We start from the raw sequence: 10296 nt of genomic DNA on the forward strand, positions 1-10296 counted from the left end.
GACGCCATCGCTCAAACCACCGGACTCCAATAATGCCTTGAGCGCCGATGGCACGGTGTTGATCAGGGTGATGTCGTGCTCGCCGTGTTGCAGTTCCAGCACATTAGTGACCACTTCGATGCTGCCGCCCGACGTCAGCGGTGCGAAGCATTCGTACACGGCCAGGTCGAAGTTCAGCGAGGTCGAGAACAGGGTTTTGGACAGGGTTTTCGCATCGAACGAACGATGGGCCCACGTCAGGAAGTTCACCGTGTTGCGGTGTTCGATCATCACACCCTTGGGCAACCCGGTCGAACCGGAGGTGTAGATCACATAGGCCAGATGCGCCGAGGTCAGCTCAGGCACCTGCGGATTCGAGACGGACTCGTCCTGCCAGAGCTCGCTACCGAGGTCGATCACCGGCATCGAAGCACCGGCCAACAAACCAACCGTTGCCGATTGGGCCAGCACCACCGCCGGAGCGCTGTCTTCCAGCATGTAGGCAATCCGATCTGCCGGATAGGCCGGATCCAGCGGCACGTAACCGCCACCCGCCTTGAGGATCGCCAGCAAGCCCACGACCATGTCGAGGCCACGCTCGACGCAGATCGCCACCCGTGAATCCGGCCGCACGCCCTGCTTGCGCAGGTAATGCGCCAAGCGGTTGGCCTGCTCATTCAGTTCGCCGTAGCTCAGACGCTGATCGCCATGCAGCACTGCAACCGCATCCGGCGTGCGCTGCACCTGTTCCTCGAACAACCCATGAATGGTCTGATCCAGTGGATACTCGGCGTCGGTGGCGTTGAACGCCACCAGCAGTTGCTCACGTTCCGCTTCAGGCAGAATCGGCAAGCGATACAACGCCGCCTGGGGCGTCTGCTCCAGGGCCTCCACGAGTTTTTCCAGGACCGCATGCATGTAGCCGCAGACCCGCTGCGCGTCAACCTGCGCCGCTCCCTGCACCGTCAAGCGCAAACCGTTGCCCAGGTCGTCGACGTTCAATGTCAGCGGGTAGTTGGTGCGCTCTTCGCCATCCAGGGCATGAATACCCTGCCAAGCATCCGTCACCTGCGCCGAAACGGAGCCCGCGGCGCTGTGTCGATAGTTGAGCAAGGCGCTGAACAGCGGCAACGGCGCCGCCACGCCGCTGCAGCGCTGGGCCAGTGCCAAGGAGGCATGTTCGTGACCCAACAGCGAAGTCAACCGGGCATGGGTGGCCTTGACGCCCGCCCGCACGCCCTGGCGCCCCACCTGAATCCGCAACGGCAAGGTGTTGATGAACATCCCCAAGGCGCGATCGGTGTCGGCACCGCCCTGCATCCGTCCCATCAGCACCGTACCGAATACCACATCCTGCTTGCCAGATACTTTACCCAGCACCTGGGCCCAGGCCAAGTGCACCAGGCTGGCGACGCTTACCCCCAACTGACGGGCCTGGGCCCGCAAACGCAAGTCCAGGGAAGCCGCCACCGATTGCCGGGCCTCTTCGATATCATGGCCACTGCCCTGCACATCCTGCAGGCCGAACGGCAACGTCGGTTCGTCGATATCGCCGAGCATCTCGCGGAAAAACACCTCATGTTCTTCCCGGCTCATACCCAGGCGTGCCTGGGCCACGTAATTGCGATAGGGCACCGCGTCAGCCAGTTGCCCGACGTCGCCCATCAGATGCGCCTGCATCTCGTGCTGCACCACTTCCAACGCCGTGTGGTCGAGCACCATGTGATGGAACAACAACGTCGCAACCAATCGATGATTGGCGGCATCCTGTCCATAGGCCAGGCGCATCAACGGTGCCTGGCTGACATCCAGGCGATGGTGTCGTGGGTCGAAGCGCTGCTGCAACTGTGCCACGGCATCCCCGGCGGCCGGATCGAGGTCGACCGCTTCAACGTGCAGCTTCGCCTCGCGCCAGACCACTTGCACCGGCGACTCCAAGCCTTCCCAGACCACGCTGGTCCGCAGGATGTCGTGACGATCGATCACCCCCTGCAACGCCTCGACGAACGCATCGAGCCGTTCGCGGTGGTCGAAGGCGAACTGTGACTGCAAGACATACAGATCGCCCTGTTCGGCCGAAAGATGATGGAAGAAGATGCCTTCCTGCAGCGGCGCCAGCGGGTAGATATCCTGTACGTTGCCAGCGCCGCCCGGCACCGTCGCGACGATGCGGTCGATGGCTTGCTGGTCCAGCTCCACCAGGGGCAGCATCGGCGGCGTGATCCGCGTGCAGCCCGGCAGGATGCCGTTGTCCGGTATCTGTATTTCGCTGCCGCTACCCACCGCTGCCGCCAGCGCCATCAAGGTCGGCTGGCCGAACAGCACGCGCACGTCGGCGCTCAAACCGACCTGGCGCATCCGCCCGATCAGGCTGACGGCCAGCAGCGAGTGGCCGCCGAGTTCAAAGAAGTGGTCGTGACGGCCGACGCGCTCGACCTTGAGCAGGTCCTGCCAGATCTGCGCCAGGGTGGTTTCAACTTCACCTCGGGGGGCTTCGTAGCCACGGGTGATGACCGAATCCAGGTCCGGGGCCGGCAAGGCCTTGCGGTCGAGCTTGCCGTTGGGAGTCAGGGGCAAGGCGTCGAGGTGTACGTAAGCCACGGGAACCATGTATTCCGGTAGCTGCCCTTGCAGATGAATGCGCAGAGCCTCGATGTCCACCGCTTCCGACTGAGTGAAATAGGCAACCAGGCGCTTGTCGCCGGGCACGTCTTCGCGTGCCAGCACCACGGCCTCTCTCACAGCGTCATGTTGGGCGAGCTTGGCTTCGATCTCGCCCAGTTCGATACGGAAGCCGCGGATCTTCACCTGGTCGTCGTTACGACCCAGGTATTCGATGTTGCCGTCCGGCAGGTAACGGCCGAGGTCGCCGGTCTTGTACATCCGGGCGTTGGGCGTGGCGCTGAACGGATCCGTGAGGAAACGCTCGGCGGTCAGATCATCACGATTGAGATAGCCACGGGCGACACCGGCGCCGCCGATGTAGATTTCACCCGGAACGCCTAGCGGTACCGGTTGCTTGTGCTCATCCAGCAAGTAGAACTGGGTATTCGCGACCGGTTTGCCGATGTGGGCAGCAAAGCCGTCTTCACGGGCCATCGACACCCAACTGGAATAGGTCGTGGTTTCCGAAGGGCCGTAGAGGTTGCACAGGCGCTTGACCTGAGTCTGTTCGAACAACGCTTCCACCAGACTCCGCTTGAGCGCCTCACCGGCCACGTTGACCGTATCGATGCCATCGCTCAAACCACCGGATTCCAATAGCGCCTTGAGCGCCGACGGCACGGTGTTGATCAGGGTGATGTCGTGCTCGCCGTGTTGCAGTTCCAGCACATTAGTGACGACTTCGATGCTGCCGCCCGATGTCAGCGGCGCGAAGCATTCGTAGACCGCCAGGTCGAAGTTCAGCGAGGTCGAGAACAGGGTTTTGGACAGGGTTTTCGCATCGAACGAACGATGGGCCCAGGTCAGGAAATTCACTGTGTTGCGGTGTTCGATCATCACGCCTTTCGGCAAACCGGTGGAACCGGAGGTGTAGATCACGTAGGCCAGATGCGCCGAGGTCAGCTCAGGCACCTGCGGATTCGAGACGGACTCGTCCTGCCAGAGCTCGCTACCGAGGTCGATCACCGGCATCGAAGCACCGGCCAACAAACCAACCGTTGCCGATTGGGCCAGCACCACCGCCGGAGCGCTGTCTTCCAGCATGTAGGCAATCCGATCTGCCGGATAGGCCGGATCCAGCGGCACGTAACCGCCACCCGCCTTGAGGATCGCCAGCAAGCCCACGACCATGTCGAGGCCACGTTCGACGCAGATCGCCACCCGCGAATCCGGCTGTACGCCCTGCCCGCGCAGATAATGCGCCAAGCGATTGGCCTGCTCGTTCAGCTCGCGATAGCTCAGGCGCTGCTCGCCATGCAGCACCGCCAGCGCTTCCGGCGTACGCTGCACCTGTTCCTCGAACAGACCATGAATAGTCTGTTCCAGCGGGTACTCGGCATCGGTGGCGTTGAACGCCACCAGCAGTTGCTCGCGCTCCGCTGCGGGCAGAATCGGCAAATCAGCCAGCGACGACGCAGGCGCACACTCCAGCGCCTGGGCCAAAGTCGCCAGCGCCGTTTCCATATAGGCACAGATCCGCGGCGCGTCGATCCCGTTCACCGCCTGGACGGTCAGGCTGAAGCCCTCGCCCAGATCATCCACCGAGAGCATCAGCGGGTAGTTGGTCCGCTCCTCGCCACCAAGCACCTGGATACCGTTCCAGGCAGATACCGCTTCGGTCGAAGTCGCCGTACTGGTGTGACGGTAATTGAGCAAGGCGCTGAACAGCGGCGCAGGTGCAGCCACACCGCTGCAACGCTGGGCCAAGGCCAGGGAGGCATGCTCGTGGCCGAGCAATGCGGTCAACCGTGCATGGGTCGCCTTGACCCCGGCGCGTACATCCTGCCCGCCAATGCTCACCCGCAGCGGCAAGGTGTTGATGAACATGCCCAAGGCGCGGTCGCCCCCTTCGCCGCCCTGCATCCGCCCCATCAGCACGGTGCCGAACACCACATCGTCCCGGCCCGACACACGGCCCAGCACCTGCGCCCAGGCCAGGTGAACCAGACTCGCCGCACTCACGCCGAGCAGACGCGCCTGGGTCCTCAAGCCCAGACTCAGGCTGCTGGCGAGTGTCAGTGTGGCTTCCTCGATGCCCGGTCCTGCGCCCTGCACCTCTTGCAGGCCGAATGGCAGGGTCGGTTCATCGACATCGCCCAGCATCTCGCGGAAGAACCCTTCATGGGCTTCAGCACCTATGCCCAGGCGCACCTGTGCCACGTAGTTACGAAAAGGTACCGGCTCAGGCAATTCATCGGCCCGGCCGAGCAGGAATGCCTGCATCTCATGCTGCACCAGCTCCAGGGCTGCATGGTCCAGCGCCATATGATGGAACAACAGAATCGCCACCCAGCGGTTGTTAGCCCGATCCTCAGCACAGACCAGGCGCATCAACGGCGCCCGTCCCACATCCAGACGGTGGTGTCGGGTATCGAAACGCTGATGCAATTGCCACTCGATATCGCCCTCGGCCGGATCGAGCGCCAGTTCTTCCAGCGCCAGAGTGGCCTCGCGCCAGACTACTTGCATCGGTTCCTCCAACCCTTCCCACACCACCGAGGTGCGCAAGATGTCGTGGCGATCGATCACGCCTTGCAAGGCCTGGAGAAAATCGTCCAGGCGAGCCCGCTGGTCTACGCCGAACAAGGTCTGCAACACATAGGGATCACCCTGCTCTGCGGCAAGGTGATGGTAGAAAATGCCTTCCTGCAACGGCGCCAGCGGGTAGATGTCCTGGACATTGCCAGCGCCACCGGGCACGCCGTCGACGATCCGGTCGATCTGCTCCTGAGTCAGGCTCGCCAACGGCAACATGTCCGGTGTGATGCGGAACGCCGGGCTCAACCAGTCGCCACCGTTTCTCTCCACCAGGGCGAGCAGTTCATGCTTATGGACGGCCAGACTGTCCCATACCGTGCTCTCCAGCCCTTCGTCATCGCCCTCGATCACAAGGTTTTCGCCATCCTGTTGGAGACGAATCGGGTGCTTGGAAAGCGCTGCCATCAGTTCGCTGAATTGCATCGAAGGACCTGCTTTTCTGGTTCGGAGTGGTTGACGATCAATGTGGTTTTCAGACACGGCGTGTCGCCTGGACGCGAGGATTGGCGGTGGACGGGCCGATCACCGCGTGCGGGCCAATGCAATGAATATCGTCATGTGCAACCGAAGGAGATCCCTCTCCGGGACTGTCTCCTTACAGGCCAAAAAAAATTAGAGCATTCAGTAGGGCATGTCTGTCATGGGAAGCAGGGACAAGTCCCGACGACGAACAGGTGGATGCCAACCCTGTGGAAACCGGGCTTGCCCGCGACGGCGGTGGCACATTCAACATCTGTGTGACAGACACTCCGCTTCGCGAGCAAGCCCGCTCCCACAGAGGGATCTGGGGTGAACAGGATTGGCGAGGCGATGCGGAAAAACTGTGGGAGCGAGCCTGCTCGCGATGACGGTGGTACGGCGAACATCACCACAAGCTGACCCACCGCTATCGCGAGCAGGCTCGCTCCCACATTGGATTCAGGGTGTACGCAGCATCTGCATACCCCGCCCAACCCTGTGGGAGCCAGGCTTGCCCGCGATGGCGGTGGCACAGTCAACATCTGTGTGACAGACACTCCGCTTCGCGAGCAAGCCCGCTCCCACATTGGACTTGGGCAGAGCTCGGCCTTTGCGAGCGCCGCCGGACCTGTGGGAGCCAGGCTTGCCCGCGATGGCGGTGGCACATCCAACATCTGCGTGACAGACACTCCGCTATCGCGAGCAGGCTCGCGCCCACATTGGACTTGGGGTGAGCTGGCCTTTGCGGACACCGCCAGACCTGTGGGAGCCGGGCTTGCCCGCTCCCACAGAGGGATTTGTCAGCAGGATTTGCGCGGCGCCGCGGAAAACTGTGGGAGCGAGCCTGCTCGCGATGACGTCAGCCCAGCCGACATCGACGCCAGCAGACAGGCTCCCAGGGTTCAGATACGTCGCTGGCGCGTGAGCGCCGGAATCTTCGTCTCGGGCACTTCGATGCGTTGTACCTGCCCCACCGCCGCGGCCACCAACGCCAGCGTCGGCTGACCGAACAACACACGGACATCGGCCTCCATGCCTTCCTTGCGCATGCGTTCGATCAGCGCCACGGCCAACAACGAGTGTCCGCCCAGTTCAAAGAAATGGTCATGGCGACCAACGCGCTCGACCTTCAGCAACTCGGCCCACAGCGCGGCAAGCTTCATCTCGGTGTCACCCATGGGGGCTTCATAAAGACGCAGGGAAAATGCGCTGCTATCGGGTGCCGGCAAGGCCTTGCGGTCGAGCTTGCCGTTGGGGGTCAGGGGCAGTTCATCGAGGTGCACGTAGGCCACGGGGACCATGTAGGCCGGCAGTTGCCCTTGCAGATAGCTGCGCAGAACCTCGATATCCACCGCTTCCGATTGAGTGAAATAGGCCACCAGGCGTTTGTCGCCCGGCACGTCTTCACGGGCCAGTACCACCGCTTCCTTCACCGCGTCGTGTTGAGCGAGCTTGGCTTCGATCTCACCCAGTTCGATGCGGAAACCACGGATCTTCACCTGGTCGTCGTTACGGCCCAGGTATTCGATGTTGCCGTCCGGCAGGTAACGGCCGAGGTCCCCGGTCTTGTACATCCGGGCGTTCGGTTCACAGCTGAACGGATCCTTGAGGAAACGCTCGGCAGTGAGGTCATCACGATTGAGATAACCACGGGCGACACCGGCACCACCGATGTAGATTTCTCCTGGGACACCCAATGGCACCGGCTGCTTATGCTCATCCAGCAGGTAGAACTGGGTGTTCGCGACCGGCTTGCCGATGTGGGCAGCAAAGCCGTCTTCACGGGCCATCGACACCCAACTCGAATAGGTCGTGGTTTCCGAAGGGCCGTAGAGGTTGCACAGGCGTTTGACTGAAGTCTGTTCGAAGAGCGTTTCCACCAGACTGCGCTTGAGCGCTTCACCGGCCACGTTCACCGTGTCCACACCCTCGCCCAGCCCACCGGACTCCAACAGCGCCTTGAGCGCCGACGGCACGGTGTTGATCAGGGTGATGTCGTGCTCGCCGTGTTGCAGTTCCAGCACATTAGTGACTACCTCGATGCTGCCGCCGCTAGTCAACGGTGCAAAGCACTCGTAAACCGCGAGATCGAAGTTCAGCGAGGTCGAGAACAGGGTTTTCGACAGGGTTTGCGCATCGAACGAACGATGGGCCCAAGTCAGGAAGTTCACCGTGTTGCGGTGTTCGATCATCACGCCTTTCGGCAAGCCGGTGGAACCGGAGGTGTAGATCACGTAAGCCAGATGCGCCGAGGTCAGCTCGGCAATCTCTGGATTCGAGACGGATTCGTCCTGCCAGCGCCCACTACCGAGGTCGATCACCGGCATCAAAGCACCGGCCAACAAACCAACCGTTGCCGATTGGGCCAGGACCACGGCCGGAGCGCTGTCTTCCAGCATGTAGGCAATCCGATCCGCCGGATAGGCCGGATCCAGCGGCACATAACCGCCGCCCGCCTTGAGGATCGCCAGCAAGCCCACGACCATGTCGAGGCCACGCTCGACGCAGATCGCCACCCGTGAATCCGGCCGCACGCCCTGCTTGCGCAGGTAATGCGCCAAGCGGTTGGCCTGCTCATTCAGTTCGCCGTAGCTCAGACGCTGATCGCCATGCAGCACTGCAAGCGCATCCGACGTGCGCTGCGCCTGCTCTTCGAACAACCCATGGACGGTCTGCTCCAGCGGATACTCGGCCTCGGTGGCGTTGAACGCCACCAGCAGTTGCTCACGTTCCGCTGCCGGCAGAATCGGCAGATCGTGAAGTGGTGCCCCCGGTGTCTGCTCGAGCATTCGGATCAGGCCTTGCAGCGCCTGCTGCACATAACCGCAGATGCGTTGTGCGCCCATCTGTGCCGGCGTCATGACCGTGAAGCTGAATGCCTCGCCCTGGTCATCGACGTTCAAGGTCAGCGGATAGTTGGTGCGCTCCTCGCCACTGAGTATCTGGATACCCTCCCAGGCCGACAACGCTTCGGTCGACGTCGTCGCCCCGGTATGACGGTAGTTGAGCAAGGCACTGAACAGCGGCGTCGGTGCTTCCACGCCGCTGCAACGTTGCGCCAGGGCCAACGAGGCGTGCTCATGGCCGAGCAACGCGGTCAAGCGTGCATGGGTCGCCTTCACGCCCGCACCGACAGCGGTTTGCCCCAGGTTCACCCGCAGCGGCAAGGTATTGATGAACATCCCCAGCGCCCGGTCGGCACCCTCGCCGCCCTGCATCCGGCCGACCAGCACAGTACCGAACACCACGTCGTCCTTGCCCGACACCTTGCCCAGCACCTGCGCCCAGACCAAGTGATACAGGCTGGCCGCGCTCACGCCCAACTGACGGGCCTGGGCTCGCACCCGTCGACTCAGATCGGCATCGACGTCCTGGCGAACCTCTTCGATGCCACTGCCGTCGCCTTGCACATCCTGCAAGCCGAACGGCAGCGTCGGTTCGTCGAGGTCACCCAGCATGTCGCGGAAGAACGCTTCATGAGCCTCACGGCTTACGCCCAAGCGGGCCTGGGCCACGTAATTGCGATACGGCACCGATATTGGCAAACGCTGTGCCTGCCCGAGCATGTACGCCTCGATTTCCGCCGCCAGCGCCGCCAGGGAGGTGGCATCGTCCACCAGGTGATGGAACAGCAGGATGCCCACCCAGCGTTGATTCATCGGATCTTGCGCATAGGCAATTCGCATCATCGGCGCCTGGCGCACGTCCAGGCGGTAGTGCCGCGGGTCGAAACGCTGATGCAGTTGCATGGCGATATCGCCTGCCGTCGGGTCCAGCGGTACCGCTTCCACACCCAGCTCCGCGTTACGCCAGACCACCTGCACCGGCTCGGCCAGGCCTTCCCAGACCACACCGGTGCGCAGGATGTCGTGGCGGGCGACGACCGCTTGCAACGCTTGGGCAAAATCCTCCAGGCGGGTGAAATTGTCGAAACCGAACATCACATATTGCAGGTAGGGATCGCCCTGGGCGGCAGCGAGATGGTGATACAGAATGCCTTCCTGCAACGGCGCCAAGGCATAGATGTCCTGCACGTTGGCAACGCCACCGGGCACGGTGGAGACGATTCGGTCGATGGCCTCCTGGTCCAGGTCGGCCAGGGGCAACATGGCGGGAGTGATCCGCGAACAGCCGTGCGGGATCCGGTTGACCGGCACCACGACGTCCGTGCACGTACCAACCGCAGCGGCCAATGCAGCCAATGTCGGCTGGCCGAACAGCACGCGCACATCGGCGCTCAAACCGGCCTGGCGCATGCGTTCGATCATTTTAACCGCCAGCAGCGAATGACCGCCCAACTCGAAGAAGTTGTCATGGCGTCCGATCCGCTCCAGGTCCAGCAAATCCTGCCAGATTCCGGCAATGGCGACTTCGACTTCACCTTGCGGCGCCTCGTACTCACGGGTAATGACCGACGCCAGGTCCGGTGCCGGTAGCGCCTTGCGATTCAATTTGCCATTCGGCGTCAGCGGCAATGCCTCAAGTTGCACATAGGCTGCCGGCACCATGTATTCCGGCAGTTGCCCTTGCAACTGAGTTCGCAGGCTTTCGATCTCGACGCGGTGCTCGTCACCGTGCACGGTGAAATACGCCACCAGGCGCTTGGCCCCCGGCACGTCTTCGCGAGCCAGCACCACGGCTTCCTTGATCGCCCCG

Annotated in this window: 2 protein-coding genes; both read right to left on the bottom strand. The window is 62.5% G+C overall.

Annotation, left to right across the window (positions count from 1 at the left end; all coding sequences use genetic code 11):
* Positions 1-5604 (bottom strand): non-ribosomal peptide synthetase (locus FGE05_RS29450; protein ID WP_139650419.1); only part of this gene is annotated, 5604 nt, incomplete at its 3' end.
* Between the two features lie 938 nt (positions 5605-6542).
* On the bottom strand, positions 6543-10296 hold a 3754-nt coding region (locus tag FGE05_RS29455), incomplete at its 5' end, for a non-ribosomal peptide synthetase (protein WP_139650420.1).

Origin of the sequence: Pseudomonas sp. ICMP22404, from assembly GCF_006227205.1 — a bacterium.
GTDB lineage: Bacteria > Pseudomonadota > Gammaproteobacteria > Pseudomonadales > Pseudomonadaceae > Aquipseudomonas.